Consider the following 26,839-nt stretch of genomic DNA (forward strand, 5'->3'; position numbering starts at 1 on the left):
AGGCCGGCGTCACCGGCGGCCGGGAGCGAAGGTCAGGCCCTGCCCGGCCGTGAGCGCCGGGCGGTTGAACGCATATTGCAGCGCGTCCGTGCCACCCGATCCCTCGATGCCGACGGTGGCGCTGCCGCCGGCCGTGACGTCGCCGGCGATCCCCTTGTAGCGGAAGCCGATGGAGCCGTCCTCGCCGAGCAGCAGGGAGAACGACAGGCGGTCGGCCACGTCGTAGAACTTGACGTTCCGCCACTCGATGACGAAGGTACGGCGGGGCGCGGTCCCGGTCGTGGCGGTGTAGAGCCCGGACTGGGCGTCGAGCACCAGGTCGTCCCAGAAGGGGTAGACGGCCGCGGCGTTGGCGATCCCCGTCGGCAGCGACGCGTTGGCATAGTCGCTGGCGTTGGCGCCGAGGTTGAGGTAGCCGTTGCTGGCGACCCAGCCGCTCGTGTAGGTGCGCCCGTAGAAGGGGAACGCGAAGGGCAGCGTGATGCGCTCGGTCGTGTCGTCGCCGGTGAGCGCGCGTTTGCGCGTGCCCGCCACATAGGCCTCCGCGGCGCTCTTGCAGGTGTGACCGAAGGTGTCGGTGCGTCCGGCCAGGGTGAAGTCCTTGGCCACGTCTCCCGCCACCGTGACCCTGGCGGCGGCCTCGGTGAGGCAGGGGCCGGACGGGCCGGAGCCGGTGACCTTCAGGTCGTAGTCGCCGTGGGGCAGGCTGAGGCTGTAGCGGCCGGACGCGTCGGCGACGGCCTCAAGCCGGGTGCCGGTCACCGTCACCGTGGCGCCCGCGTGCGGTGCGCCGTCGGCGCTGATCGTGCCGGTCACCGCGCCGGTCGGCTTGGCGGTCAGCGTCAGGTCCATGACCGCGGTCTGGCCCGCGGTCACCGTGGCGGTCGCGGTGGCGTCGGTGTAGCCGAACTTGGTGGCGGTGAGCCGGTACTCCCCCACCGGGAGGTTGGCCATCGTGTAGGCGCCGTCCTGGCCGCTGGTCACCGTACGCGTGACGGGCCCGGCGGCCGAGAGGCTCGCGCCTGCCACCGGCGAGCCGGCCGAGGTGATGGCGCCGCGCAGGCCGCCGGCCTGGCCGCCGGAGACGCTGCGCACGGCGGCGTAGGCGTCGAGGCGTCCTTCGCCCCAGACGTTGTTGTCGGCCGCGGTGCCGCCGCAGGTGGTGTCGGCGACGTCCACGGCGGTCTGGTCGAGCAGTGCGCGGGTGGCGGCGACGTCGCCGTTGACCGTGGCGGAGGCCGACCAGATGAGCGCGACCGCGCCCGCCACGTGCGGCGAGGCCATCGAGGTGCCCGACATGGTGACGTAGGTGCCGCCGGGGACCGCCGACCAGATGTCGGAGCCCGGGGCGGAGATGTTGGGCTTCAGCTCGCCGCCCTCACCGGCGCCGCGGCTGGAGAACGCCGCGATGGCGTTGCCCGAGTCGAAGGCTCCCGCGGCGTAGGCCGAGGTGTAGTTGCCGGGCGATCCGGCGGTGCCGCAGGCCGGTCCGGCGTTGCCGTTGGCGAACGCCGGGAAGATGCCCGCCGTGATCCACGCCTGCACCACCTCGGCGAAGAAGGGGTCGTAGGCGTCCGATCCCCAGGAGTTGTTCACGACGTCGGGCGCGAGGTCGGGCCGGGGGTTGAGGCCGCTCGCGTCGGTGGGGGCCAGCATCCACTGCCCCGACGCGAGCAGGTCGGCCGTGGAGCAGCCCGCCGCGCCGCAGCCCTTGGCCGCGATCCACTTCGCGCCGGGGGCCACGCCGATGCCGTCGCCGACCATCGTGCCCATGGTGTGGGTGCCGTGGCCGTCGTTGTCGCAGGGAGCACCACCGGTGCACGTGCCGCTGGGGTCGAACCAGTTGTAGCCGTGGTCGACGGTGCCGTCGGCCTTTGTCCCGCGGTATTGCGCCTTGAGCGCCGGGTGGTTGTAGTCGACACCGCTGTCGATGTTGGCGACGACGATGCCGTCGCCCCGGGCGCCAAGTTCGTTCCAGGCGCGGGGGGCTCCGATGCGGCTGATGTTCCACTCGACCGGGGCCCTGAGTTTGGCCGCCTTCTTCGTGCCGGGTCGCGGCTTGGGGGGTGTCAGGGTCCGGTCGGGTTCGACGCCGGCCACCTCCGGCATTTTGGCGATCTCGGCGGCGAGGGCGGCGTCGCCGGTCACCTTGATCGCGTTCACCACCCAGAAGGGAGTGAAGGGGACCTTCTTCGCCTTGAGCAGGCGCCGCAGGCTCGCCTGGGAGGAGGCCGCACGCTCGGTCTTGGCGCGGTAGACCTGCTTGGCCTTGTCGTCCTTGTTCTTGGCGGTGCGGGCGAGGGCGAGGTCGGCCTTGCCTTTGAGGCGTACGAGAAACGTGGCCTTGTCGTCCTTGGCCAGGTCGGCTTGCACCTCTTTATGGATTTTCACCGGCTCGGGCGCGGCCTGCGCCGGGCTCTGGGGCAGGAGGAGCGATAAGGCGGCGACGGTCCCGGCCAGGACCGCATGCCGCCGTCGGGGGGAGGTGAACACACGATCTCCTTCACGCCAGGTGGGATCTCCACCTGGGGGCAAAGATGAATGATCTTTACAATCCAGGCAGAGGATAGTGGAGTGATCGCGTTAACTGGTCGAGTATTCGGACCGATTAAATAGAGATATTGGAGTGGAAATCCAATAATGACCGGGAGATGTCGCTAAGCGACACTGCGTGACAAATACCGGTTAACCCGACAGACCGGTCACCCGCATGGTGATGTTGAGCCGGCCCGAGGCCAGGCCGGTGTCAGGATCGCCGGTGCCGGGAAAGACCTTCGGCACACCGTGGTAGGCGAAGCGGGAGGGGCCGCCGAAGACAAAAAGATCACCCGAGTCGAGCCCTATATCGGTGTAGGGCCGCCCGCGGGTCTCGGTGTTGCCGAAGCGGAACACACACGCGTCCCCGATGCTCAGCGACACCACCGGAGCGCCCGACCTTTCGTCCTTGTCCTGGTGCATGCCCATCCGGGCCTGGCCGTCGTAGAAGTTGATCAGTGCCGTGTCGGGCCGGTAGTCGTCGTGGTCCCGCATGTAGGCCGCCTTCAGCGCCCGCCGCCCCAGCTCGGCCATCCACTCGGGGAACTCCGCCACCACCCGCCCGTTCACGTCGTCCGCGGTGCGCGTGTAGCGATACGACTGCCAGTGCCACCCGACACACACGGTCTGCACGGACATGACACCCCCGCGCGGCAACACGGTGTGCCGCATCGGCACCGGCCCCGTCGCCCAGGCCCGGCATGACCGCACGAGCTCTTGCTGCTCCTCCATCGACAGCCACCCCGGCACATGCACGGCCCCCGGCGCTATCTCCCGCACGTTCCCCACACCCTCACGGTAGTTCCACCTCAACGTCTGCCGTCTTTCCCGGGAGTAGCGACCGCCGGCCGGCTTGACCCGTCAGCCTGCGGCGTGCCCGTCGCAGAACACCTGCTTGACAAGCCTGTCCACCAATTTCTGGAACTCCGCCGGTCCTCAACGCCTCTCCGGCCGTGGACGGACAGTGAAAGGTGATACTGCCGGTGCCCGGCCGGATCGCCCGTTCAACAGTTCGACCTCCCGAGCCGTCTATCTCAGGACGGACGAGGAAAGGCAGAGGTCATTGGAGGACGAGCCCCGCTTCGAGGAGTTCGTGGCGGAACGGGCCGGAGCCCTGCTGCGCTACGGCTACCTGCTCAGCGGCAACCCGCACGACGCGGCCGACCTCACGCAGGAAGCACTGATCCGGCTGCACCAGGCCTGGCCGCGGGTGCGAAGGAAACAGGCTCCCGAGAGCTACACCATGATGATCATGTCCAGGTTGCACATCAGCGCCTGGCGATTACGCAGGCGCGAGCGGCCGGAGTGGGCGGCACCCGAGACGGCACGGTTCGACACGCCGCCCTCCGACAGCGACGACGGCCTGTGGGAAGCGCTCGCCGCGCTGCCGCGCAAGCAGCGGGCCGTGCTGGTGCTGCGCTACTACGAGGACCTGTCCGACACGGAGATCGCCGATGTGCTCGGCATCTCGCGGGGCACCGTACGCAGCCACGCGTCTCTCGGCATGGCCAAGCTCCGTTCCGTTCTGCCCAGCCCCTCAGAGATCAACGGGAGCCCCGCATGAGCGACCAGTTGGAGTCCCGCCTGCGCGCGTCGCTCGGCCGCGCCGCCACACGTGCGCCACAGCCCCCGCCGCGGTTCTCCACGGAGGTGGTGTCCCGGTCGAGGCGGCGCAGGATGCGCAGGAACACGCTGGTGGTGGGCGTCTGCGTCGTTGCGATCGCCGCGCCGATCACGGTGATGGCCGTGCGCGGCACCGGAGAGAGTGGCGATGTCGCCGCGGTCACGACCGAACCTCCCTCTGGGAACACGGTCTGGAACACGACCCCCATCGGGAAGCGCCTGACGATCGACAACCCCTCAGAGGGGCGACCCATCTCGTTCTGGTACGCCAGGGCGAAGAGCGGCGCCATCGTCTTCTGCCACGAGTACAAGTCCAGGTCCGGAGGGGGAACGAAGTCCTGCGGCGACAAGCCGATCGACGGCGAGGAGGCCACAGATCAGGGCTCCACCCAGTCGTTCCCGCTCCCCGCCACGGGGAAAGTGCTGCACTACGGCACCGCACAAGCCAAGGTCGCCCACGTCGCGGCGGTACTCACAGGAGGCGGCCGGATCACCGGCACGCTCCAGACACCGCAGGGCGCTCCTCAGGCTGTCTGGACCGTGACCGTTCCCGCGGACAAGACGGTGACGGCGTTGGAGTTCGCGAACGACGAGGGCAAGATGATCAAGCGGATTCAGCCGCAGCCCCTGGTGACACCCGAGGCAGGCGCCAAGCCGGTCGGCCCCACCGTGGAGATGCCCGGCAAGCTCGACGCCGGGCCCTACAAGACACCTGACATGACCCTCATCTGGAAACTGAACGGGCAGGCCGTGGCCATGAACGTTCTCTCACCCGGCATGGCGGTGACCGAGAGAGGCGGTCCCGACCAGGCGCTGATCGACATGGACGGCAAGCGCATGAAGGTGGAGCTTCGAGACTACAAGGAGCACTGGTTCGGTATCACCGGCACCACGACCAAGCGCGTCACGCTGACCTTCAAGGACGGCACATCGGTGAGCGCCGGCACCAGGCCCGACCCGTGGAAGATCGGCGGCTTCCGGATGTTCGCCGCAACACAGCAGCGTACCGACGACCTGTACGCCGAAGGCTTCAAGATCGTCGGCTACGACAAGAACGACGTGAAGCTCTGGCAGGAGGATCACCGACCCACACGCTAGGCCATCTCAACGCCATACGTGTCCGCCGAGATCTTCGCCTCCACGGCGAAGACCTCGACCCTGACTGTCGGTGGCGACCGGCATCATGGCGACGTGACTTTGCAGCCTCTCGATGTCTCCTGGCTCCGCGGCGAATACTCCGAGGAGCGCTACAGCTTCGTCTACGTCCGTGCCACGCCCGAGCAGGTGGTCGCACGTCTCGGCGGTCGCTGGGAGCACTTCGCACCGGGCCCCTTCCCCGACGACCCGGATCGCTACCCGGGCCCTGAGGGGCCTCTCGGCGTCGCCGCCGTCGGCGATTGGACGTTCGTTTTCGATCCCGACTGGCTCGGCACCCGCGAAGATGTGATCATCGACCTCTCCAGGGGCACCCGCCTGGTCTCCCAGGCCGCGCTCGGCGTCAAGTGCCTGGAATATTTCCACTGGTGTGAGGACGGCGAGATCAGACTCGCCTTCGGCGGCGATGAGGGATATCTGACGGAGATCCCGGACGAGCTCATGGACACGATGGCGGAGTTCGACAGACTCTACCCGCCGCTTCCCCGGCTCTACGACGGGCCGGCCTTCCTGCTCGTCGAGCACCTGACCGGGATCAGGGTGACGGAGCAACTGGTGAAGGGTCTGACGTTCATGTGGGGCACCGTCCCCTCACGCTAGTTCCACGACCCGCCACGCCACCCCCTCGGCCGGCTCCTGGCCGGCCTGGTGCCGCACCGTCAAGCGCTGGCCCGCCTCCTCGGTGTCGCACGACCGCGAACGCCGCGGGAAGACCCCGACGAGACCGGAGCCGTGGACAAGGCCGCCGTCCAACGACTGCTGTCGTGCCGCAACATCCCTCTGAGGGAGCGGGCCCTGTGGCGCATGCTCTATGAGACGGCGGTCAGGCGTGAGCTCACCCGGGGTGACGTGCCGAAGTATCCGCGAGGGGCCTGGAGCTGGTTCTGCATGCTGCGCACTCCTGTGACTGGTCCGCCCGTTCCGAATATCGTGACATCATTCCGCATTCTGGAACACTGCTGAAGGCAGCCTTAGGGCGCTCTGCGTCGTCAAGCAAGTGACCCTTGGCGCGTTTCGCTGGTGAAGACGGTGTTCCGACTCGCTGTCCGGGTCGATCCGTACGGCGGGAGCCTGGGACGGTTGACCTTAACAATGCTTGAGGTTTTAACGTGGCCCGCGTCCGGTCCGGCCACCCGAAGAGGATCGCCATGCGTATCAGCACCAGCCTGCCCATGACAAAGGGCGGCACGCCCGACGTCGCGATGGCGCGGCACCTCGAGGATCTCGGCTACGACTCGGTCGGCGTGGCCGATCTCATCCTCGGGAACGGGACACCGGGCTTCGACGCGCCACTCGTGCTTGCCGGGGTGGCGACCGTGACCGAGAGGATCGCACTCGAATTCGGCGTGCTCACCCTCCCGTTGCGCCCCACGGCCTGGGTGGCCACACAGACTCAGACACTTCAGCATTTGTCTGGCAATCGCGTTGTCCTCGGCGTCGGCATCGGAGGTTTCCCGGGATCACCGTTCTGGCGTGCGGTCGGTGCGCCCCTCCACGGACGGGGCCGCCACACCGACACGGCACTGCAGCTGCTGCCCGGCCTCATCCGCGGCGAGCCGACCAGAGTGGGGGAGGAGGAACTCACCCTCGCCCCCGCCGCCCCCGTCCCGCCGATCTTCATCGGCGGAAACTCCGAGGCGGCGATGCGCCGCGCCGTCCTCTACGGCGACGGCTGGATGCCCTCCCTGATCAGCCCCGCGTCCCTCGCCAACGCGGCGGCCCGCCTCCGCGAGATCGCCCACGAGGCGGACCGCCCGGTCCCTGCCATCTCCGTGGGAGGCCACGGGACCCTCACCGACGACCGCGCCGCAGTCGAGTCGATCACCCGCACCCTCGTGGATGTGCACGGCATGTCACCGGAGGAGGCAGCGGCCGTCCTCGTCGTCGGCGGCCCACCCCAGGTTGCGGAACACCTCCACGCCTACGCCGAAGCCGGCGCCACCACGGTCGGCCTCAGCCTCGACGGCGAAAACTGGCCCCACCAGACCGAAACCCTCGCCGAGGCCAGATCACTGCTACACCACCCCTAACCGCTCAGGCGGGCTGCGCGGGCACACGTGCTCACACAGCCCCACGGCTATTGCATGATGGGTATCTCCTGGTCGGTGGCCTGGTCGATGAGACGTCGACCGGCCAGCGGCTTCTCCAGAAGAAGCTGTTTCTTCATGGGATATCCGATGGCCGGCGTCATCCTTGCGTCCTCCCACGGAAAGAGCGGTTCACAGTTATCGCGAACCTCGATCCCCACGAGAACCCGGTCGTCATGTTCTGCGGTGGCAACCTGTGTCACTTCTTCGCAGGATGTTCCGTCGGGGGCGGGAGGGCTGGTCAAGATGGTGGCGGTCACCGTGCGCCCATCCCTCGCCACCGTCGCGGATTCGATGGCGTACCAATGCGCTTGACGGCCACACGCCGCCGTCAGCAGAACAGCGCTCAAGACCAGGGCTATGTTTCTTTGAGCCTCAAAGGCGTTGGTCATCGTCGGCACCGCTTCAACGTAGGCGATTCGGCTCAGTCAATGCTGCGCTTCTTGCTGTCGCCGCCCCACATGCGAACCATTTCCCGAATATCGGTGAAGTAGTAGGTGCAGGAGAAGGGGGCACCGGGCCCCGACGCTCGGGCGGCAGCAGTACGCAACCGCGCGGCGTCCCGGCCCACCGGCACCGGCTCGATTCCCCGCCGGCACAATTCGCCAAGGCCTTCACACGGGAGTTCGGCACCACCCCCGGACGCTATAGGACCCAGTTGCGGGAAGGTCCCCGCGCCGGCCGGAACCACCCAGACGTGGCGGCGTCAGCCCGATCTTCACCACACGTGTGTGGAAACCTCATCATGAAAATGGGGGGTTGTGTGGCAAAACGGTCATATGTAGTCTGGGGCTCCCGAGCTGTCCAGGCAATCCTTCCCTGGGCGTGTGGCGGTTCGGGCATCTGTGGTCGGCGGCAGAAGGAAATCCCCCATGAAGCTGTTCAGCTACCTCGACCGTTTGTCCGCGCGTCCCGGTGACACCCTGGCGGTGATGGCGTCCGGGGACGGCGGCGACGTGGTGGTCGACCTCGTGCGGCTTGTGCACGGGGACACCGACCCCGCGGGGCCCGGGCTGGTGACCGAGGTCGTGGGTTCTGTGGCAGAGCAGAGGGTGCGTGTCGACGCACAGGAGACCTGGCCGGGGTCCTGCATGGTGGCCGACCGGGTGATCCCCGCGGGGGTGGCCGATGTGATGGCCGAGGTGCTGGTCTGGCCGACGACGCCGGAGCTGGGACGGGTGCAAGGGGTGCTCGGCCTGGTCGGCGAGGACGGGGCGCCGGTCGTGTCGATCGTGCTGGACGGGCACGGGCGACCGGCCGTGCTCGACGGCGACGGGGCCGTGCTGGCCGTCGTGGAGCGTGCGTTGCGGGAACGCCGCTGGTACAGGGTGTCGGCCGTGGCCGGGACCGAAGGGGTCGTGGTGCGGGCCGCGCCGCTGGAGCCGTTCCCGGGGGACGACGGTGAGGTGACGGCCGAGAGCGAGGCCGGGGTCGATCTCTCACCGGCCGCGGGGGTGGTCGCCGCCGCCGTGTCGTGTCCCACCGTGGGGGTACGGCGCAGGCCCGGCAACGTGTTCAACGGCAAGCTTGAGCGGCCGACGCTGCGCGCGGGCGGCGAGGTGCTCGCCGAGTGGATGTTCGACCGCGGATTCGACGGGGACCGCGTGGCGGACGTGTCGGGCCGGTGTGGCGACGCGACGCTGGTGAACATGCCCGCGCGGGCCATGACGGGACACAACTGGACCGGTGAGACCAGCGACTTCACCGTCGCCCCCGAACAATATGGAGCGGTCCATTTCCACGACGACGACCTGATCGACGCGGGATGGCCCGTCGCGGCCACCGTCACGTTGCCGCCCGATCTGCGGAGCGGCATCTACGCGGTGCGGTTGCGCGACGGTGAGGAGACCGATCACGTGCCGGTCGTGGTCAGGCCGGCTCCCGCCGTACGGAAGGCGCCGATCGTGTTCCTGGTGCCGACGTTCACCTACACGGCCTATGCCAACGAGCGGCTGCTGCACCGGCTCGACTACGAGGCGGCGGGGCTCACCGATCATCCCATCACGCCGTGGGAGCACGACCGGGCGCTGGCCGAGCATCCGGAGTTCGGGGGCAGTCTCTACGACCATCACAGCGACGGGTCGGGGATCTGCTACTCCAGCGCGCTTCGGCCCATCCCCAACCTGCGTCCCGACTATCGCATGTGGCTGCAGAACGCGCCCCGGCATCTCGGCGCCGACCTCTACCTCGTCTACTGGCTGGAGCAGCAGGGCTTCGACTTCGACGTGCTGAGCGACCACGACCTGCACGCCGACGGCGACGCGGCGCTGGAGGGCTACCGCGTGGTGGTCACCGGCTCGCACCCCGAGTATCACAGCGAGCGCATGCTGGACGCGTTGCGCGGGCACACCACCGGCGGCGGCTCCATGGCCTACCTCGGCGGCAACGGCTTCTACTGGGTGACCTCGCAGGACCCGGCCCGCCCCCACGTGCTGGAGGTGCGCAGGTCCGCGGGCATCCGCACGTGGGAGGCGCGGCCGGGTGAGCAGCGGCACTCCACGACCGGCGAGCAGGGCGGACTGTGGCGGTGGCGCGGGCGTTCGCCCAACGCGCTCACCGGGGTCGGCATGTGCAGCCAGGGCTGGGACGAGAAGGCTCCGCCGTTCGAGCGCACCCCGCTGTCCTACGAACCCGAGTGGGCGTGGGTCTTCGAGGGGATCGACGACCACCTCATCGGCGACTTCGGGTTCATCATGAACGGCGCCAGCGGCGACGAGCTGGACCGCTGCGACTTCGCGCTCGGCAGCCCGCCGAACACCGCGGTGCTGGCCACCTCGCGCCGGCACAGCGACTTCTACCAGCTCGCCGTGGAGGACGTGCTCATGCTGGGGCCGGGTCTCGGCGGCAGCGAATGCGAGGACGTGCGCTCCGACATGGTCGTGGTGGAGCAGGTGGGCGGCGGTGCGGTGTTCTCCGTCGGCTCGGTCTGCTTCACCGGCTCCCTGACCTGGAACGGCTCGGACAACAACGTGTCCAGGCTGGTCCGCAACGTGCTGACGAACTTCGCGGCGCGTGACACCAAGCGGGTCTGACCCGCACCCCGATTTCCGACAACCCCCACCCCGCCGACGGAGACCCTCCGGCGCCCCCGAGGAGGCTTTGCCATGCCCAGATTCACGATGCGACGCGCAGGCCGGTTGACCGGCCTGGCCGCCGCGGCCACGCTCGTGCTCACCGCCTGCGGCGGTGTGCAGGAGGACACCGGCGCCGCGGGCGGTTCCGGCGAGTCCTGCCAGAGGTCGACCGAGAAGGTCATCGGGTTCGACTACCCGCTGACCTCGCTCTCGGTCTACGGCGACCTGAAGAGGTTCGCCGAGAAGCGGGCCGGCGAGCGCGGTTATCAGGTGAAGTACACCGCCGACGACCAGGACCTGCAAAAGCAGATCCAGAACGTGCAGACCTGGGTCACCCAGAAGATCCCCGCCATCGTCTCCTACCCGCTGGAGCCGGCGTCGATGGAACCGCTGGCCTCGCAGGCCAGGAGCCAGTGCACGGTCTTTGTGTCCTACGCCTCCCCGCTGAAGAACCAGGACGCCGCGGTGCTGTTCAGCGGCCTGGAGAGCGGCAAGGCGCTCGGCGAGAGCGCGATGAAGTGGATCAAGGACCGCGGCAAGCCGGTCAAGGTGCTCGTGCTGAACAACCGCGACCTCGCGGTCGGCGCGCAGCGCGACGACGGCCTGAAGTCGGTGTTCCCGGCCGGCGACGCCGACGTCGAGATCGTGTCGACGCAGAAGGCCGGCACCCGCACCGACGGCGAGCAGATCACCCGGACCGTGCTGCAGGCGCACCCCGACCTGAACATGGTGCTCGGCTACAACGACGACGTCGCGCTCGGCGCCCGCCAGGCGTTCCTCAACGCCGGCAAGAAGGCCGACGACCCCAACGTGTTCATCGGCGGCCAGGACGGCTCGAAGGAGGGCCTGACCGCGGTGTCGGAGGACGGCATCTACCGCGTCTCGGTCGCCGTGCGCATCCGCGACATCGGCTTCGCCGTGACGGACGTGGCGGCCGATCTGCTGGAGAGCAAGCCCAACACGGGCGTCAACGTGCCGCCGGTCGCGATCGACGCCGAGCACGCCGAACTCAAGGACTACATGAGCGACTACAGCTAGACGGCCGGCTCAGGGGGCGGTGCCGTACGGCGGCGCCCCCCGGAACCCTTGGAAGGAGCCTCGCGTGACGCTCAGCATCCGCGGCCTCGTCAAAGGCTACGGCGCGACCACCGTGCTCGACGGGGTCGACCTCGACATCGCGCCCGGCGAGGTGCACGCGCTGCTCGGCCCCAACGGCGCGGGCAAGTCGACGCTCATCAAGTGCATCGGCGGCGTGGTGACGCCCGACGCCGGCGAGATCGTGCTCGACGGCGCGCCGCTGCACAACCTGACCCCCGCCCGCGCCTTCGAGGCCGGGATCGCCACCATCCACCAGCATCTGTCGCTGATCGACGTGCTGTCGGTGACCGAGAACCTGTTCCTCGGTCAGGAGGCGCGACGGGCCGGTCTGATCGACCGCGGCGCGCAGCGCCGGACGGCCGATGAGCTGCTGGAGCGGTTCGGGCTGCGAGTGCCGGCCACGGCGCGGGTGGGCGACCTGCCGATCGGCACCAAGCAGCTCCTGGAGATCGCCAAGGCGTGGCACAGGACCGATGTGCGGGTGCTCATCCTCGACGAGCCGACGGCGTCGCTCTCGGAGAGTGAGACCGAGCGCCTGTTCGCCGAGGTGGCGAAGATGAAGGAGCGCGGCGCCCGCATCATCTACACCACGCACCGGCTCGGCGAGGTGTTCCGCATCGCCGACCGGGTGACCGTCGTCCGCGACGGCGGGGTGGCGCTGAGCGGCGCGGTCGCCGACCTGGCGCCTGAGCGTGTCGTGTCGGTCATCTCCGGCGGCACAGGCGCCCCGACCGCTCAGGTGGAACGTTCCGATCTGGGCGCGGTGCGGCTGCGGGCGCGCGGCCTCGCGGGCCCCCGGTTCGGGCCGCTGGACATGGAGGTGCGGGCGGGGGAGATCCTCGGCCTGTACGGCGTGCTCGGCTCGGGCCGGTCCTCGTTCGTGGAGACGGTCGCGGGGCGTTTCGCGGCCGTCGAGGGCGTGATCGAGGTCGACGGCAGCCCTCTGACCGGCCGCGGACCGGCCCGCGCGCTGCGGCGCGGCATCGCGCTCGTGCCCTCCGACCGCGCCAGGCAGGCGCTGTGGGCCACCCGTTCGGCGGCCGACAACCTGCTGCTGCCGTCGTTCGGGGAGCTCGGCCGGCTCGGGCTTCGCCGTACCCGGCGGGAGCGGCGGTTGTTCGGCGAGACCGCGCGCAAGGTGGACCTCCAGCCGCCGGACGCCTCCCGCAAGGGCGGCGCGTTCTCCGGCGGCAACCAGCAGAAGCTCGTGCTCGGCCGCTGGCTGGCGCGGGCCGGCCGGCTCGCGGTGCTGCTGCTGGACGAGCCCACGCAGGGTGTCGACGTCGGCGCACGCAAGCAGATCTACGAGGTGTGCCGCGACCTGGCCGCAGGCGGCCTCGCGGTCGTGTTCGCCTCCTCCGACGCCCAGGAGGTGCAGCAGCTCGCCCACCGGGCGCTGGTGATGGACCGCGGCCGCGTCATCGCGGAGCTGACCGGCGAGGACATCACCGAGGCGGCCCTGCTCCAGAACGCCCACCAGCTCACCGGTGTCACCGGCACCGCCAACGTTTCGGAGAGTCACCCGTGACCGCGACGACCGTCCCCGGCGGCAAGACCGCGCCAGGGGGGAGCCGCAGCGCGATCGATCTGATCCTGCGCTCGGCCCTGCTGATCGGCCTCATCCTGATGGTCGTGTTCTTCACCGCGCAGTCGGACCTGTTCCTCACCGCGGGCAACATCAAGAACATCGCGTTGTCGAGCGCGGTGCTCCTCATCGTGGCCGTCCCTCAGGCACTTTTGGTGATTATGGGGTACGTTGATCTTTCTGTCGGTTCGGCGGTCGGACTCTCCGGCGTCGTCACCGGACTGCTCATCGTCGATCAGCAGTGGAGTTGGGGAGCCGCCGTGCTGGCTGGGCTCGCGATCGGCACGATCGGCGGTCTCGCCAACGGCGTGCTGGTCTCCTATACGCGGCTCAGCCCGATCATCGTCACGCTCGGCACCCTCCAGCTCTACCGGGGCATCACGCAGTTCCTGCGGGAGGACCCGCCGTCGGACTTCGGCCGCGGCATGGCGCTGCTCGGCCGGGGCCTCTACCTCGGCGTTCCCGTGCCGGTGTGGATCGCCCTCGGCGTCTTCGCGCTCGGCGCGCTGTTCCTGTACGGCACGGCCCCGGGACGCCACGTCTACGCCATCGGCGTGAACACCGAGGCGGCCTACCTGTCGGGGGTGGCGACCAAACGCCTCCCGCTGATCATGTACGGCGTGATCGGCCTGGCCGCCGGCCTCGGTGGCGTGCTCTACGCCGCGCGCCTCGACTCGGCCCCGCCGGGCACGCTCGGCGTGAGCTTCGAGCTGGAGGTGCTCACCGCGGTGCTGCTCGGCGGCGTGGCCTTCAGCGGCGGGCGCGGGACGATGTTCGGTGTGCTGCTGGGCGTGGTGTTCCTCGGCGTGCTGCGCAACGGCATGACGCTGATGAACGTCCCCTACTTCGCCCAGGCGATGGCGACGGGTGCTGCGCTGGTGATCGCGGCGGGTCTGGACCAGCTCGGTCAGCGGACCGGGATGGTGCGCCGAGTGCTCCGGCGAAATTGATCACGGCTTGAACCTGGTGTTGGAGGAACCCGAATGCTTCCCGAGGAACGCCGCCAGCGCATCCTCTCCCTGCTCGACGGCAGCGAGGTGCTGCGCCCCACCGAGATGGCCTCGCTGCTCTCGGTGTCGGCCGAGACGATCCGGCGCGACCTCGTGCTCCTGGAGAGGGAGGGCGTCATCCGCCGTGTCTACGGCGGCGCGGCGCGCACGCGCAACCTGTCCCGCAGCGCCGAGCCCCCGCGCGTCGAGCGGGAGGCGCTCCAGCAGACCGCCAAGGACGAGATAGCGGACTTGTGCGTGCCCCTGCTGAACGACACCGACACCGTGTTCCTCGACGTCGGCACCACCGTGCTGGCGTGGGCCAGGCGTTTTCCCGCCACCTTCACCGGCCGCGTCGTCACCAACAGCATCAGCGCCGCGACCGCGCTCGCCGGGCGCAGAGAGGTCGACCTGCACCTGGTGGGCGGGCGGCTGCGGCACGACGAGCTGACCACCTCGGGCGCCGACGCCGAGGAGCAGGTGGGGCGGTTCTTCGCCGACAAGGCGTTCCTCGGCTCTGGCGGGGCGCATCCGGCGGCCGGGCTCACCGACTACAACCTCGACGAGATAGCGGTACGGCACCGCATGATCGACAACGCCACCCAGGTCTACGTGCTCGCCGACGCCACCAAGCTCGGCCACATCGCGCTGCGCAAGGTGTGCGGCTGGGACCGGGTCACCGCCTTGATCACCGACGGCTCCGCCGACCCCGAGCTGGTGCGGCAGCTGCGCGACACCGGCCTGACGGTGCTCTGCCCGGACTCCCCGGCCGCAGGCGGGGAGGACGCGTGAACATCCTCGCCATCGACCAGGGCACCTCCTCCACCAAGGCCCTCGTCGTCGACGCCGGCGGCACCGTGCTCGCCGAGGCCGACCACCCCGTCACCGTCACCACCCCCGCGCCCGGCGCGGTCGAGGTCGACCCGATGTCGCTCCTCACGTCGGTGGTGGAAGGCGGCAGGCGCGCGGTCGCCGCCGCCGGAGTGCGGATCGACGGGGTGGCGCTGGCCAACCAGGGTGAAACCGTACTCGCCTGGGACCGCACGGACGGCAAGCCCCTGTCGCCGGGCATCGTGTGGCAGGACCGCCGGGCGCGCACGGTCTGCGACAGCCTCGCCGATCACGCCGGACGCCTCACCGCGCTGACCGGCCTGCCGCTCGACCCCTACTTCTCCGCGCCCAAGATGCGCTGGCTGCGCGACCGGCTCGGCACCGGCGCCGGGGTCGTCACCACGACCGACACGTGGCTGCTGCACCACCTGACCGGCGAGTTCGTCACCGACGCCACCACCGCCTCGCGCAGCATGCTGCTCGACCTCGACACCGCCGAGTGGTCCGGCGAGGCGTTCGGCCTGTTCGGGCTGGACGAGCCGCGCCCGCGCATCGCACGCAACGACGAGATCGTCGGCGAGACCGGCGTGTACGGCACAGCCGTACCGGTGGCCGGGATCGTCGTCGACCAGCAGGCCGCCCTGTGGGCGCAGCGCTGCCGCGAGCCCGGCGACGCCAAGTGCACCTACGGCACGGGCGCGTTCCTGCTGGCCAACGCCGGAGGCGCCCCCGTGCGCAGCGCGCACGGCCTGACGAGCTCCCTCGCGTGGGATCTCGCCGGGGAGCGGCGCTGGTGCCTCGACGGCCAGGCGTACACCGCGGGGCAGGCCCTCACCTGGCTCAGCACCGTCGGCCTGATCGACAACCCCGCCGACCTCGACGTCCTCGGCGGCACCGTCGGCGACACGGCGGGGGTGGCCTTCGTGCCGTCGCTCGCCGGCCTCGGCGCTCCCCACTGGCGGCCCGACGCGACCGGCGCGTTCGTCGGGCTCAACCTCGCGGCCTCCCGGGCCCACCTGGCCCGTGCCGTATGCGTGGGCATCGCCGCCCAGGTCGTCGATCTCGCCGACACCGTCGCGGCCGACCTCGGGCTGCCCCTCCCCAGGCTGCGCGCCGACGGCGGCCTCACCCGGTCCCGCGTGCTCATGCAGATCCAGGCGGACCTGCTGCAGACCCCCGTCGAGGTCGCCCACGCCCCCCACGCCACCGCGCTCGGCGCCGCCGACCTGGCACTGCGCGCCCTCACCGGCGCGTCCCTTCCCCCGCCCCCGCCCGCCCGCGTCGTCACACCGGAACGGACCGCGCAGTGGGCACAGGAACAGATGGCCCACTGGCGTTCCGCCTTGGACCTCACCAGACGTTGGAGTGAATCGTGACCAGCCCGGACGACACCGCCGCGGGCCGCCAGAACCGGCCCGCCGGCGAGTTCGACGTCGCGGTCGTCGGCGCCGGTGTCATCGGCAGCGCACTCGCCAGGGAGTTCGCGCTGCGCGGCGCCTCGGTGGCGCTGCTGGACGCGCGCGGCGACGTCGGCGACGTCACCAGCAAGGCCAACACCGCCATCCTGCACACCGGCTTCGACGCCAAACCCGGCACCCTGGAGTCCCGGCTGGTCGCCCGGGGCCACCACCTCCTCAGCCGCTACGCCGCCCGCGCCGGCATCCCCGTCGAGGAGACCGGCGCCCTCCTCGTCGCCTGGAACGACGACGAGCTCGCCGCCCTGCCGGGCCTGGCGGAGAACGCCGAGGCGAACGGCTATACCCGCACCCGCCTGCTCGGCGCCGCCGAACTCCGCCGCCGCGAACCGCACCTCGGCCCGGGGGCGCTCGGCGCGATGGAGGTGCCGGACGAGGGCATCGTCTGCCCCTGGACCACCACGCTCGCCTTCGCCACCGAGGCCGTACGGCACAGCGCGGTTCTCCTGCTCGACACCGTTGTGACCGGTGCCGAGCCCCTCGGTGAACGCACGGCCCTCGACACCACCCGGGGCCGGGTCGTCGCCCGGCTCGTCGTCAACGCGGCCGGGCTGGGCAGTGACGCCGTGCACCGGATGTTCGGCCACGACACCTTCACCGTGACGCCGCGCCGCGGCCAGCTCATCGTGTTCGACAAGCTGGCCCGGCCGCTGGTGAACCACGTGCTGCTGCCCGTGCCGACCCGGCTCGGCAAGGGGGTGCTGGTCGCGCCCACCGTCTACGGCAACGTGCTGCTCGGGCCGACCGCCGAGGACCTCGGCGACGCCGGCGCGACCCAGTCCACCGAGGAGGGGCTGGCGATGCTGCGGGAGAAGGGCGCCCGGATCCTGCCCGCGCTGGCCGGGGAGGAGGTCACCACGGTCTACGCCGGGCTGCGGGCGGCGACCGAGCACGGCGACTACCAGATCTCGTTCCACCCGGAGCAGGGCTACGTATGCGCGGGCGGGATCAGGTCGACCGGGCTGACCTCGTCCCTGGCGGTCGCCGAGCACGTGGCGCGGGTCATGGAGAAGGCCATGGGGCTGCCGCCGTCGCCCGCCGGGCCGGGGGACGGCGAACCGCCTGCCATGCCGTACATCGGCCAGACCCGCCCGCGTCCCTCCGCCGACCCGGCGCGCATCGCCGCCGACCCGGCCTACGGCGAGGTCGTGTGCTTCTGCGAGCGGGTCAGCCGGGGGGAGATCAGGGACGCATTGAAGGGCGACATCCCGGCCCGCTCCGCCGAGGGCCTGCGCCGCCGCACCCGCGCGGGCATGGGCCGGTGCCAGGGGTTCTTCTGCGGCGCCGCCGTGCGCCACATGCTGGACGACGGCGCGGCGGGGCGCACGCCGTGAACGACTCGACTCGGGGGAACATGATGGACGGCAGGACCATCCACGACGCGGACGTCGTCATCGTGGGCGGCGGCCCCTCCGGCCTCGCCGCCGCCGTCGCGCTCCGCCGCGCCGGCGTCGAGCGGGTCGAGGTGCTCGAACGCGAGACCGACGCGGGCGGGGTCCCCCGCCACTGCGCCCACACCGGGTACGGCATGCGCGACCTTCACCGGGTGCTCACCGGCCCGCGTTACGCGCGGCACTACGCCACGCGTGCGGCCAAGGCCGGGGTCGTCGTCCGTACGAACACCATGGCCACCGGGTGGACCGCCGGCGGCGACCTTGAGGTGACCTCCCCGGCCGGGTTGCGGGTCGTGCGCGCGTCGGCCGTCGTGCTCGCGACCGGCGCCCGGGAACGCCCCCGCGCCGCCCGCTGGGTGCCCGGCGACCGCGGCCAGGGCGTCTACACCACCGGGCAGCTGCAGCAGGCCGTCTACCTCCACCACCAGGCCATCGGTCGTCGCGCCGTCATCGTGGGGGCCGAACACGTCAGCTTCTCCGCCATCGCCACCCTCCGCCACGCCGGGGTGCACGTCGCCGGGCTCGTCACTGACCTGCCGCGGCAGCAGAGCTACGCGGCCTTCCACTGGGGCGCCCGCCTGGCCTTCGGCCCTGTGCTCACCGGTGTGCGTGTCGTCGGCGTGCACGGCAAGCCCCGCGTGACCCACATCGTCGTCGAACGCGTCGCCGACGGCAGGCGGCGGCGCATCCCCTGCGACACGGTCGTGTTCACCGGCGACTGGATCCCCGACCACGAACTCGCCCGGGTGCGCGGCCTCGATATGGACCGTTCCACACTCGGCCCGATCGTGGACACCACCGGCCTGACCAGCGTCGATGGCGTCTACGCCGCCGGCAACCTCTGCCACCCGGTCGAAACCGCCGACGTCGCCGCCCTCACCGGCCGCCACGTGGGCACCGCGCTGGCCCGCCAACTCCGCGCCCGCTCGGCCCAGGCGGCCAAGGCCGGCGTGCCCATCGAGGTCGACGGTCCGCTCTCGTGGGTCAGCCCCCAGCTGATCCGCTCCACCGCCGACCTGCCCGCCCGGGGCAAACTCATCCTCCGGCCTCACGTGTTCGCGTGGCTCCCCGCCGTCCGCGTCGTCCAGGGCGACCGGCTGCTGTGGCAGGGCCGCCTGTCCCGCTTCATCCCCACCCGCCCAACCCTGCTCCCCACCACCTGGCTGGCACGCGTCGACCCCCACGGCCCCGCCGTACGCATCGAGGGTGTCTAAGGGGGCTATTCGCGTTTCCGGGAAAGCAGATCGTCGGGCAAGCCGAGATGTTGATCCATTCGGAACGGCACCGCATGGCCTTATGTCCGCGAGGCTGTCGCCCTGCTCGCACGTTGCTCGCCGAGCCTGGATCGCGCTCTTCGGGAGGTCAGATGCGCGGGCCACGCCTTCCTCGTGCTCGACGGCACGCCGCCGTGAACGTCGGGCTCGCTGCCGGGCTCCGCCCACAACTTGAAGGCAGCGCGGATATGGGGTCTTGTACGCCGACTGGAAGCCGCCGGTCTGGCCGCGCCAGCGGACAAGAGGTACATAGGAGCAGGTCAGCGAGTGCTGGTGCCGTACCAGGGCAGAAACAAGCCGCAGTCGCAGAAGACGGCGAACTTGGCCCACGCCAGGCTGCGCGGACCTGGAGCGCGCGAATCCGCAGTTGAAAGATCGGCGGATCCTGCGGAAACTACGCTGCTGCTCTCTTCGTGCAGGTCAGCTGGTCAAAGCCATCTTCGTATCGCAATTGCGGGAAGCAGAATGGAAAAGGCTCAGTGAACGCGGCCTGGATTTGAAAAGCCCTGCGTACCGGCGGCTGCGGCATCCTGCGGTGGTCCAGGATGCATTCTCATTCTTTCAAATGTGGGGAGAAAGACTTAACGGGATTGCGGTCGCCCCTAGGAGTCGAAGGTCTCGGAATTGCAGCCATTCCCTCACTCCAAGTTAATGGAACGTGACAGCCGAAACCGTTTCCGATCAACATCGGCGACGGAACGTCAACACCGAATACCAGATAGCAACGTTATCCAGTCGTGATGCAGATTGCATTGGCGATGCCGGAACAAGTCGATCGAGCATCGATCTCTATCGTGACCATTGGCATCACGGTCATCTGTCACGACATCTGACCGAAAAGTTCGACGCCAAGTAGTCATGCTTATACTTACGAGTACCCGCTGCCTGAACCTCCCTCGATTGGCGGCAACGCCTTGGCACTGCAGTACAGCGCGTCCTCCATGGACGGACAGGAGCCGTGGACCAACAACCAGTCGAGCGCGGTGGGCGCGGGATGGAGCCTCAACGCCGGGTTCATCGAGCGTAGGTTCCGGCGATGCGGCTTAGCATGAACGACCAATTAAATCAATCAATCTAAATTTAGCAGCAAGAAGTCTAGTTGGTCAGCTATTCGCGGGGCAGTTTACTGGCCTGCACGTATACACTTTAGAGGTGTTCGTTGGACGAAGTTATGAAAGAATTTTATCCAGATCTGTTCGTCGAGGGTGGCCTTAAATCCGCCCTCGCGAATATTGCGGTTGAGAACGGTATTGAGATTCCGTCGGCTTCAATCGAATCAAGCGACGATGGCTACAGCACTGTGACTATCACCGCAACCCGAGGCAGGATCTCCATCTACCTCGGAGTCGAAGGTCGACGCTTCTCTGTGCAGATTTACAGCGACCTACACGCTTGGGCTAGCGGGGGCACTGACGACCTGCTGGAGACCGCCAAGGTCGTGGATGCATGGAGGAAGGAGGTCACCCTCGCAGAACTGCGGAACCAATTTCCATTCATGTCCTATGAGCGCATCGCCGAAGCCTATGAAAGCGGCGACCCTGTTTCAGCCCAATGGGCTACCCTGCTTGACGCTGACTATCCGGATTCTGTTCATGCCCTCCTGGCGGCGACGTATGCGACCGCCGCCCTGCGGAGGAAGTTTCCCTATGTGAGCCACGGGGCTCTATGCTTCATGAACGACCAAAATGATCGCGCAGCCGGGGTAGTTCAGATCCATCAATCGTCTTCAGGTGAATATAAGGTGCGCAATACGGTCTCAAACGAGATGATTTCGACAGCATCAATGGACTCCGCCATCAACGCCGCACTGTCATTACTGACTTAAGATGCAACCGTAATCAGTCAGAGAATGGCGTGGATAACTTGATCGAGGGAAAATTGCGCCGATCTCGACTCGAATCGATTTATGGTCCTGACACGTCAACTTCGCTATGGCTGAATATTTCGACCACGCCTTTACTGTTGTCGCAGCCCTCTGGCGGAATGAGAAACTGTAACCAAGAGCCTCCAGCCTGACTGCGACCTCAACGGGCGTCTCGCCTTTGCGCAGGTGGAGCAGGGCTAGGCGGGCCGGGGTGAGCCTGTGCTGGGGCGAGCCGATCGCTACCCGGTGGCGGCGGATCAGGCCGACCAGGTAGAACCTCCGCGACCGCTCAGCCGTCGCCGCCCACGCGGGCGTGCCCGTCGAGGGCGTCTAAGAGGTGGGGGGTACCGCCGGTGGTCCCCACCCCTGGTGGCTATTCGCGTTTCCGGGAAAGCAGATCGTCGGGCAAGCCGAGATGGTGGCGGAAGGCTTGCCGGCCGGCGGCTGTGACGGTCACAGCCCGCGTGGCGCCGATGCGAGTGATCCATCCCGAGGTGAACGCATGGCGGCACAGGGCGGCACCGACGGCACCCGCCAGGTGCGGGCGGCGTTCGGTCCAGTCCAGGCACGGCCTCACCGCCGACCGGCGGGTGTCCGCCGGGACGGCGATGCCGAGCTCTCCCAGCCAGGCATTCCCGTCGCCGGTAAGCCTGAGGCCGCTCTCCCAGTCCAGCAGCCCTCGCGCCGTCATCGCCTCGGCGATCGCGACTCCGACGGTTCCAGCGAGGTGGTCGTAGCAGGTGCGGGCATGGGCCAGGGCCTGTCGGCGGCCGGTCGCCGACAGGGACCGGGGAGGCGTGGAGCGGCCGGGGGCCATCGCGGCGAGGTTCTCGATCAGCTCGGCAACGCGGGAATCGGCCAGCCGCACATAGCGGTGCCGCCCTTGGCGTTCCTCGGCGAGCAGGCCTCCCCGCACGAGCGCGTTCAAGTGCTCTGTCGCGGTCGAGACGGCCACCCCCCGGTGACGGGCCAGCTCGGTCACCGTCCATGCCCGGCCGTCGAGCAGAGCCAGGCAGAAGCCCGCGCGTGTGCCGTCGGCCAGGAGCCTGGCCACGGCGGCCAGATCAGGCTCTGCGGCGTGCGTGCGCTGAACGTTCACGCATCCGATTATCTCCTCGTCATGCTTCGGTACCTGCCGAAACGTCCGCCCCCTAGGCTCCGCAACCATGAACATCGCACCTGCCGGCCTCCCGTCTGCGGTGGCGGTCACCCCCCATATGGTGATCAAGCCGAGCATCTTGTACTTCGGGACTCCGGTAATACTCCTCTCGACGGAGAACGAGGACGGCTCGTTCAACCTCGCCCCCATCTCCTCCGCCTGGGCACTCGGACAGACGGTCGTGCTCGGTCTGGGCGGCGACGGGCAGACAGCGCGAAATCTCGCCAGCCGCCCCGATCTCGTGATCAACCTGCCCGCACCTGCCCTATGGCCCGCGGTGGAGCGCCTGGCGTCACTGACCGGCCGGAATCCCGTGCCCCCGACCAAGGCGAAGGGCTGCCGCTTCGAACCGGACAAATTCACCGCCGCCGGCTTGCACAGCGAGCCCTCCCAGACAGTCCGGCCACCTCGCGTCGCCGAGTGCCCTCTTCAGCTCGAGGCCCGCGCCGAGCGGGTCCGGCCGGACTTCTCCGAGGAATTCCTCATTGTGGAGGCCACCGTACGGAAGGTCCACGCCGACCCTCGGATCGTCGTTCCCGGCACCGACCACATCGATCCCGCGGCCTGGAGTCCGCTCATTTACAACTTCCGCCACTACTTCGGCCTGGGACCGGAACGAGGCCACTCCTACCGCACCCAGACTCCCCGCACACTCGAACGGATTGAGACGCCCGGGGACTAGAGTCCCGCGCCAGAAATTCGTCGGCGACATCGGGCGATTCATTCGAGGATCTTCTCGGCGCTCTGCTTCCAGACTTCTTTCAGATGAACGGGCGCGGGTTTGCCGTTCCACTGATCGATCCAGGCACGGATGTCCTTCGCGAAGGCATGCTGATCCAGGGTGGTGTCCCCACGACCTGTTCGACCTCGTCCAAGGTGATCGGGGGCGGACGGCCGGCGTGCTGCTCATCCATCGGCCCCTCCCGCCGGAGCCGGACGAACCGCCGCCGCCACTTGGAGCGGTGATTGGGGATCAAGGGCGCCAACCGCGTTCGACCGACCGGTGACACTGTTCGGGGAGTAGTGAACAGGCTGTACCGATGTGCAAGGAGAAGGACATGACCGTGACGCTGGTCAACCCCGACGGGCTGCCGAAACCCGACGTCTACCGCCAGCTGTCGATCGCCACCGGATCCAAGCTGGTCTTCCTGGCAGGCCAGGTGGCCCGCGACGCCCAGGGCCGGCGAGTAGGCGAAGGCGACCTGGCCGCCCAGGTCGAGCAGGCTTACCTCAACATCGTCACCGCCCTGGCCGGAGTCGGCGGATCCTTCGACGACGTGGCCAAGCTAACCGTCTATGTCGTCGAGTGGACCCCCGACAAGATGCCGCTCCTAGGCGAAGGGGTCGGCCGGGCGGCGGCGAAACTGGGAGTCGACCCGGTCAAGCCGATCACTCTGCTGGGCGTCGCGGCGCTGGGAAAACCCGATCTACTGGTCGAGGTCGAGGCCACCGCCGTTCTCGACTGAGCCGAGGCGCCTCAGACACGCCTGCCGGCCTCCCGCTCCAGGCCGATCCCAGCGATCCGCACTCAGGCGTACTGCAGATTCGACTGCTCATGTGAGGCCACGAAGGGCCGGTCAGGGGACTTGAAGAGCGGGGGGCTCATGCACGTGTAGGCACGTCCCGGGCCGGTCTCCGGGGGTGTCGGTCGCGTCGGCGGCGTCGATGGTGCGCAGGTTTTCCAGGGACCGCTTCTGTCCGTGGGCGTAGATGATGGAGCTGCGGAACTCGGTGACCTCTTGGCGGTTGCTGAGTTTGTCGACAAGGAACGAGTGCAGGTGCTGCACGTCGCCCACACCGACGTGCAGCAGGAAGTCGTCGCCGCCGGCACCACCCGCGACCTGCCCCTGGGTCCCGACGCCGTGGACGCCTCCGGCACCCGGTACGCCGGCATCGTCACCACCCCGGTCCTGGTCACCGGAACCGAGGAACTGACGGCCCTGTTCCGCAAGACCTCCGCCAAGGAGGAGACCACCGTGCTGGCGCTGACCGAGGTCGCACGCCAGGCCCGCACCTACGAGGCCTACCTGGCCGACCTCGCCCAGGCTCCGGACGCCGACACCGACATCGTTGCCCTCATCCTCGCCGGGCGGCGCAACCAGATCACCAAGCTCACCAAGCGGCTCCCACTCCTGGGCGCCGATTAACCACCCACCCACACCGGGCAATCCGGCCACGATCAGAAGGAAGCACGGTTGACGAGAACCTTCCTTCGACGCCGCCGCCAGGTCGTGATCGATATTCGAGAGCTACTTCGACTTCCTCGCCGGTCTGCGGGAGTTCGGGCTCTTCGACCTCGGTGCCGATTTCCGGGCCAAGGCGAAGGCGGCGCTCGCGGAGCACGCGGAGCGCAGCGGTGCTCCGGCGACGACGTTCGAGGAGGCGCGGGAGGTGCTGGAGAGGCACCCCATCGTGGCCTTCCTCAACCGCCTGATGCGGTCCCACCAGGAGCTGAAGTATCGCGCCGTCGAGGTCGCGTTCGACGACCAGGCGGAGGTGTTCGCGGCGGCGCTCAAGGAGGCGGAGACCTCCGGGCCGGCCACGCTCAGTCTCAAGGAGGGCTTCGAGTATCCCGGCTACTACCGCGACGTGGAGTTCCACATCAAGCCGGGCAGCTACTTCGTCAACGAGCTGGCCGGACTCCAATACCACTACACGATGAACCTTTTCATGCGGCGAGTCGCCCACGCCGACGAGAGCAACCGGTCATATGTAAACAGCCTCCCCGAGCCCGAGGACGGCCTGGTCGAGCGGGTGCTCGACCTCGCGTGCTCGGTGGGGCAGAGTGCGACCGCCCTGGTCGAGCGGTGGCCCGGCGCCGAGGTGCACGCCGTGGACGTCGCGCCGGCGATGCTGCGCTACGCGACACTCCGGGCGAACGGCATGGGCCTGCCCGTGCACTTCAGCCGGCAGCTCGCCGAGGACCTGGAGTTCGAGGACGGCTCGTTCGACGTCGTCTTTTGCTACATCCTCTTCCACGAGGTCCCGCAGGACATGGCGCGAAGGATCATCCGCGAGGCGCACCGGGTGCTCCGCCCGGGTGGCCGGTTCGTCGTCGTCGACTTCATGTCGCGCCCCACGTCAGACCCGGCGTTCACCGTGGACGACTACATGCGGGCCTGGGACCGGGAGTTCAACGGCGAGCCGTACAGCGTGGCCTTCGTGCGCGGCGACTTCACCGGCGCCCTGGCGGAGGTCTTCGGCTCGGTCGTCGCCGACCACCCGCTGGAGGGCGGCGGCAGCTACATGAGCATGAGGGTCGCCACCAAGTAGCCCGACTTCCCCTTCCCTTCCACGATTCCCGGGAGATCCCATGCCCCGCCCCACCGCCCCCGGCAACGTCCACGCCGAGCCAAAGTCGATCAGCAGGACAACCCGACGTTCTTCACCTCGAGGGTCGACGACGCGCTCGTCGAGGCCCACTTCGCGCTCGCCGCCGAACTCTGGGCCGAGCGCCGGCGTGGCCGCGCCCTCGAAAGGCTGCTCGTCGAGGCGGGCGTGCTCAGCGAGGGACAACTCGACTCGTTCGTCTTCGCGCAGGAGGACGAGGAGGTGCTGCGCGCTCAACGGCAGAAGCTCATCGCCCGCGTCTACGAGCCGTTCCGCCTCTACCTCGGCTGACCGGGCTCGTCACTCCACGCGCAGGCTCCGCCGTATCGCGCGTTCGACGGGAGAGAGGTCCGCGGCCGGGCGGCCGGGGTCGAGCGGCGCGGCGGGTTCGAGCGGCGGCTGGGCCAGGAAGCGGACGCGCGTGCCGCGGTGGCCCTGGGCGGCGTGCACGAGGAACGGGTGGCACAGGTAGACGTCGCCGGCGCCGCCGGTGGCGAGGACCTCGGGACGGTGGCGGCTCGCGCGCTCGATCTCCTCGGCCGCGGCGAACACGTCGACGCCCTCCTTCCCCGCCGCGGCGAGGATCGGCGGCACGTCGAGGTGTGACCCCACACGCACGCGGGTGGGCGCGTCGTCCGGCCCGGTGTCGGAGAACAGGCCGAGCACCAGCAGCGCCCGCCCGTCAGATGCCAGGTTGGCCCGCCACGTGCCGTCGTCTCCCCCGAAACCGGCGTCGATGTGCCACCCTGTGTCGTTCGCGGGCGGCAGGCGGGGGAAACGCACGGGAATGTTGCCCCAGGTGATGCGGGGCCTCCAGCGCCCGGCGCCGACGATCTGACCGAAGGCGGCGCACAACCTGGGCGATGCCATGGCCTCCCCGAACGGCCCCTGGCCGGTGAAATCGTTCGCCCATCTCACCGGCTCGGTCCACCCGGCCGGATCATCCGGCGACAGCCCCATTTGCCGCCACAGGATCTCTCTTGCCCGCGCGGCGAGTTCGGCGGAGAACGCCCCCTCGACCTTGACGAACCCGTCGTCGACGAACCGCTCGACCTGTTTCTCAGTCAGCACCTTCACGCCCGGCGACATTAACGATCCCCGTACGGCGAAAGCCAATGGTTTTCCGCCATCCCGAACGCCGGCCGGTCGTAAAAGCAGGCCGAGGGGCTGTCTTTCCGGTGACAGCCACACGCCTGCCAGGAAACATTACTGTGAGTAGTCAACTCCTACTCTTTGTTATGACCTCTCCCTTTCACTGGCAATGAGGCGGCCGTAATGGCCGGGAGAGGAGACGGACGTGACCAGGTTTCCAACCCCCCCGGGGCTGCGTGCGCGCCTGAGGAAAGTTCCAGGCACCACTTGACAT

The 26,839-nt window shown here is 69.1% G+C and carries 24 protein-coding genes; 18 read left to right on the forward strand and 6 right to left on the reverse strand.

Annotation, left to right across the window (positions count from 1 at the left end):
- Window positions 1-9 precede the first annotated feature (9 nt).
- Both Ssi02_RS32610 and Ssi02_RS32615 read right to left on the reverse strand, forming a co-directional pair.
- Entirely contained in the window at window positions 10-2,493 is a 2,484-nt protein-coding gene (locus Ssi02_RS32610; RefSeq protein ID WP_204031425.1) for a S8 family serine peptidase, read from the reverse strand.
- A gap of 192 nt (window positions 2,494-2,685) precedes the next feature.
- Window positions 2,686-3,315, reverse strand: a complete 630-nt coding sequence (locus Ssi02_RS32615; RefSeq protein ID WP_275410774.1) for an alpha-ketoglutarate-dependent dioxygenase AlkB family protein — start codon at window positions 3,313-3,315, stop codon at window positions 2,686-2,688.
- A gap of 283 nt (window positions 3,316-3,598) precedes the next feature.
- Between Ssi02_RS32615 and Ssi02_RS32620 the strand changes: the two genes are divergently transcribed.
- From Ssi02_RS32620 to Ssi02_RS32635, 4 genes are all read left to right on the forward strand, one after another.
- Entirely contained in the window at window positions 3,599-4,099 is a 501-nt protein-coding gene (locus Ssi02_RS32620) for a SigE family RNA polymerase sigma factor (RefSeq protein ID WP_204031426.1), read from the forward strand.
- The gene (locus Ssi02_RS32625) at window positions 4,096-5,256 is read left to right on the forward strand and encodes a hypothetical protein (RefSeq protein WP_204031427.1); all 1,161 of its coding nucleotides are present in this window, start codon (window positions 4,096-4,098) and stop codon (window positions 5,254-5,256) included. The genes Ssi02_RS32620 and Ssi02_RS32625 overlap by 4 nt, the downstream gene beginning before the upstream one ends.
- 93 nt (window positions 5,257-5,349) lie before the next feature.
- Window positions 5,350-5,913, forward strand: coding sequence for a DUF6461 domain-containing protein (locus Ssi02_RS32630; RefSeq protein ID WP_204031428.1), 564 nt, complete (start codon window positions 5,350-5,352; stop codon window positions 5,911-5,913).
- A 548-nt stretch (window positions 5,914-6,461) separates the two neighbouring features.
- Entirely contained in the window at window positions 6,462-7,343 is an 882-nt protein-coding gene (locus Ssi02_RS32635) for an LLM class flavin-dependent oxidoreductase (protein WP_204031429.1), read from the forward strand.
- Window positions 7,344-7,390: 47 nt separating this feature from the next.
- On the opposite strand, the gene Ssi02_RS32640 is transcribed toward Ssi02_RS32635, so the two are convergent.
- A complete protein-coding gene (locus tag Ssi02_RS32640) occupies window positions 7,391-7,792 on the reverse strand; it encodes a hypothetical protein (protein WP_204031430.1) in 402 nt (133 codons plus the stop codon).
- Between the two features lie 480 nt (window positions 7,793-8,272).
- Between Ssi02_RS32640 and Ssi02_RS32645 the strand changes: the two genes are divergently transcribed.
- From Ssi02_RS32645 to Ssi02_RS32685, 9 genes are all read left to right on the forward strand, one after another.
- Window positions 8,273-10,432: a N,N-dimethylformamidase beta subunit family domain-containing protein gene (locus Ssi02_RS32645; RefSeq protein WP_204031431.1), complete on the forward strand. Its 2,160-nt coding sequence runs from the start codon at window positions 8,273-8,275 to the stop codon at window positions 10,430-10,432.
- 72 nt (window positions 10,433-10,504) lie between these two features.
- The gene (locus Ssi02_RS32650) at window positions 10,505-11,512 is read left to right on the forward strand and encodes a sugar ABC transporter substrate-binding protein (protein WP_204031432.1); all 1,008 of its coding nucleotides are present in this window, start codon (window positions 10,505-10,507) and stop codon (window positions 11,510-11,512) included.
- Between the two features lie 64 nt (window positions 11,513-11,576).
- Window positions 11,577-13,100, forward strand: coding sequence for a sugar ABC transporter ATP-binding protein (locus Ssi02_RS32655; RefSeq protein ID WP_204031433.1), 1,524 nt, complete (start codon window positions 11,577-11,579; stop codon window positions 13,098-13,100).
- Window positions 13,097-14,107 (forward strand): ABC transporter permease, encoded by a 1,011-nt coding sequence (locus Ssi02_RS32660; protein WP_204031434.1) that lies wholly within the window; start codon window positions 13,097-13,099, stop codon window positions 14,105-14,107. Before Ssi02_RS32655 ends, Ssi02_RS32660 begins: the two co-directional genes overlap by 4 nt.
- A gap of 33 nt (window positions 14,108-14,140) precedes the next feature.
- Window positions 14,141-14,938 (forward strand): DeoR/GlpR family DNA-binding transcription regulator, encoded by a 798-nt coding sequence (locus Ssi02_RS32665; protein WP_204031435.1) that lies wholly within the window; start codon window positions 14,141-14,143, stop codon window positions 14,936-14,938.
- Window positions 14,935-16,353 carry an FGGY family carbohydrate kinase gene (locus Ssi02_RS32670; protein WP_204031436.1) on the forward strand — a complete coding sequence of 473 codons (1,419 nt, stop codon included), beginning with the start codon at window positions 14,935-14,937 and terminating at the stop codon, window positions 16,351-16,353. Before Ssi02_RS32665 ends, Ssi02_RS32670 begins: the two co-directional genes overlap by 4 nt.
- Window positions 16,350-17,786, forward strand: a complete 1,437-nt coding sequence (locus Ssi02_RS32675) for an NAD(P)/FAD-dependent oxidoreductase (protein ID WP_204031437.1) — start codon at window positions 16,350-16,352, stop codon at window positions 17,784-17,786. The genes Ssi02_RS32670 and Ssi02_RS32675 overlap by 4 nt, the downstream gene beginning before the upstream one ends.
- Window positions 17,783-19,060, forward strand: a complete 1,278-nt coding sequence (locus Ssi02_RS32680) for an NAD(P)/FAD-dependent oxidoreductase (protein ID WP_239130197.1) — start codon at window positions 17,783-17,785, stop codon at window positions 19,058-19,060. Before Ssi02_RS32675 ends, Ssi02_RS32680 begins: the two co-directional genes overlap by 4 nt.
- Before the next feature lie 1,231 nt (window positions 19,061-20,291).
- Window positions 20,292-20,945 carry a DUF6193 family natural product biosynthesis protein gene (locus Ssi02_RS32685; protein WP_204031438.1) on the forward strand — a complete coding sequence of 218 codons (654 nt, stop codon included), beginning with the start codon at window positions 20,292-20,294 and terminating at the stop codon, window positions 20,943-20,945.
- A gap of 412 nt (window positions 20,946-21,357) precedes the next feature.
- On the opposite strand, the gene Ssi02_RS32690 is transcribed toward Ssi02_RS32685, so the two are convergent.
- A complete protein-coding gene (locus tag Ssi02_RS32690; RefSeq protein WP_239130200.1) occupies window positions 21,358-22,083 on the reverse strand; it encodes an ArsR/SmtB family transcription factor in 726 nt (241 codons plus the stop codon).
- Between the two features lie 67 nt (window positions 22,084-22,150).
- Here Ssi02_RS32690 and Ssi02_RS32695 point away from each other — a divergent pair, with 67 nt between their 5' ends.
- Window positions 22,151-22,825 carry a flavin reductase family protein gene (locus tag Ssi02_RS32695; protein WP_204031440.1) on the forward strand — a complete coding sequence of 225 codons (675 nt, stop codon included), beginning with the start codon at window positions 22,151-22,153 and terminating at the stop codon, window positions 22,823-22,825.
- A 376-nt stretch (window positions 22,826-23,201) separates the two neighbouring features.
- Window positions 23,202-23,609, forward strand: a complete 408-nt coding sequence (locus Ssi02_RS32700; RefSeq protein WP_204031441.1) for a RidA family protein — start codon at window positions 23,202-23,204, stop codon at window positions 23,607-23,609.
- 111 nt (window positions 23,610-23,720) lie between these two features.
- Here the strand turns inward: Ssi02_RS32700 and Ssi02_RS32705 are convergent, their stop codons facing one another.
- Window positions 23,721-23,930: a hypothetical protein gene (locus Ssi02_RS32705; protein WP_239130203.1), complete on the reverse strand. Its 210-nt coding sequence runs from the start codon at window positions 23,928-23,930 to the stop codon at window positions 23,721-23,723.
- On the opposite strand from Ssi02_RS32705, the gene Ssi02_RS32710 reads away from it, so the two are divergent.
- The 3 genes from Ssi02_RS32710 to Ssi02_RS39485 all read left to right on the forward strand — a co-directional run bounded on the left by Ssi02_RS32710 (window position 23,922) and on the right by Ssi02_RS39485 (window position 25,764).
- Entirely contained in the window at window positions 23,922-24,290 is a 369-nt protein-coding gene (locus tag Ssi02_RS32710; RefSeq protein ID WP_239130205.1) for a DUF2000 family protein, read from the forward strand. The two genes, Ssi02_RS32705 and Ssi02_RS32710, sit on opposite strands and share 9 nt — an antisense overlap.
- 244 nt (window positions 24,291-24,534) lie before the next feature.
- Window positions 24,535-25,416, forward strand: coding sequence for a class I SAM-dependent methyltransferase (locus Ssi02_RS32715; protein ID WP_204031443.1), 882 nt, complete (start codon window positions 24,535-24,537; stop codon window positions 25,414-25,416).
- Between the two features lie 225 nt (window positions 25,417-25,641).
- Window positions 25,642-25,764 (forward strand): hypothetical protein, encoded by a 123-nt coding sequence (locus Ssi02_RS39485; protein ID WP_275410775.1) that lies wholly within the window; start codon window positions 25,642-25,644, stop codon window positions 25,762-25,764.
- Between the two features lie 9 nt (window positions 25,765-25,773).
- Here Ssi02_RS39485 and Ssi02_RS32720 read toward each other — a convergent pair whose 3' ends face one another.
- Window positions 25,774-26,550 (reverse strand): phytanoyl-CoA dioxygenase family protein, encoded by a 777-nt coding sequence (locus Ssi02_RS32720; RefSeq protein WP_239130206.1) that lies wholly within the window; start codon window positions 26,548-26,550, stop codon window positions 25,774-25,776.
- Window positions 26,551-26,839 lie beyond the last annotated feature (289 nt).

The organism is Sinosporangium siamense, from assembly GCF_016863435.1.
GTDB lineage: Bacteria > Actinomycetota > Actinomycetes > Streptosporangiales > Streptosporangiaceae > Sinosporangium > Sinosporangium siamense.